Origin of the sequence: Pseudostreptobacillus hongkongensis, from assembly GCF_001559795.1 — a bacterium.
GTDB classification, from domain to species: domain Bacteria; phylum Fusobacteriota; class Fusobacteriia; order Fusobacteriales; family Leptotrichiaceae; genus Pseudostreptobacillus; species Pseudostreptobacillus hongkongensis.
Map to the genome: position 1 here is coordinate 1 of NZ_LOHY01000101.1, position 1,403 is coordinate 1,403.

At 21.7% G+C, this 1,403-nt stretch carries 1 protein-coding gene; it reads right to left on the bottom strand.

Features of this window, described 5'->3' with window-relative positions:
• Window positions 1-109 precede the first annotated feature (109 nt).
• Window positions 110-1,294, bottom strand: coding sequence for an IS30 family transposase (locus AYC59_RS05390; RefSeq protein WP_066896024.1), 1,185 nt, complete (start codon window positions 1,292-1,294; stop codon window positions 110-112).
• Window positions 1,295-1,403 lie beyond the last annotated feature (109 nt).

Sequence of the window (1,403 nt, forward strand, 5' to 3'; positions counted from 1 at the left end):
TGTATATTAAAAAAACAAATGCAACACGCATTAAAATATTTTTCTAAAATTCAAATATCAAATGCAACATCATTTATATTTTTTTATTATCTGTATATGATATAATATATTATCTGATTCTAGTTAGCTTAACTAGTTCAGGGTGTACAGCCTTTAATGATAATTTATTAAATACAGTTACAGAATATTGTTTAATAAACATTTCATTAGGGCTTTTTTTATATCTAACTTTATACAGACTATTTATATTATTAACCATATCATATATTTCATCTTGAGTAACATCTTCTAAACTTACTCCTTTAGGTACAAATCTTCTTATTAATCTGTGTGAATTTTCTATATGAGATTTTTGACTTGGACTAGCTTTATCACAATAAAATACTTTACATCTTTTAGTACCACTATTAATACTTTTTTCAAGAAGCTCTCTTTTTAAAAATTCACTACCTCTATCTGTAAGTATTATATTAAATATCTTTTTAAATTTATTAGTTCCTATTTTCTTTTCTATATTATTTAAAACTCCTATAACTTCTTGTGGATATTTACTTTTTAATTTATATGCTAATAGAAATTGTATACTAGGAATGAATAACGTTAGTATATATCCACTATTTCCAATAGGTCCACATATTAAGTCCATTTCTACTATATTATGATGGGGATTTAAATCAATATGCTCTTTAAAGTCTAAATATTCTCTACCTTTTAGATAATCTTTTTTGTACTTATACTCTACCTTTTCTTTAATAACTTTATTTAAATACTTTCTTTTCTTCCTTTTATCTAATTTAATTAAAATACCCTTTTCTATGTAATTATATATTGTTTGTCCTGTTATATGATCTTCTGAGTATTTATTTTTTATTATATTTTCTATATGAGGTATTGTTTGGTTTTTATTTAAAAGATCTTGTATATCATTTATTATATTTTCTTTACACTTTAATTTTTTATTTTCTTTTTTCCTATTTTTATTTAATCTAGAAGCTGTTTGTGGTTCATATACTATGTAATGTTTAGTACAGGTATTAGAATTAAAATTAGGACAAGAATTACATACATAAGGAGCTTTTTTTGTTAATTCACAATAATTATTTAATAACACCTCTTTTTCACTTGGGAAAGATAGTGACTTTTTATTAAATATTACCTTTCTATTTCTAAATACTTCTCTTGATATTGTGCTTCTATTTCTATTTAATTCATTTGCTATTTGATTAAAAGTTTTAAAATTTTTTAATCCCATTAATATTTCATTTCTTTCAAAATCATCTAAATTTTTTTTCATAATTTTCCTTTCAAATGTTGCATTTGTTTTTTGAATTATGATGTTGCATTTGATGTTTAAAATCAAAAAATTGAAAGTTGCAAAAACTTTCATTTTTTCTATTTTTTAT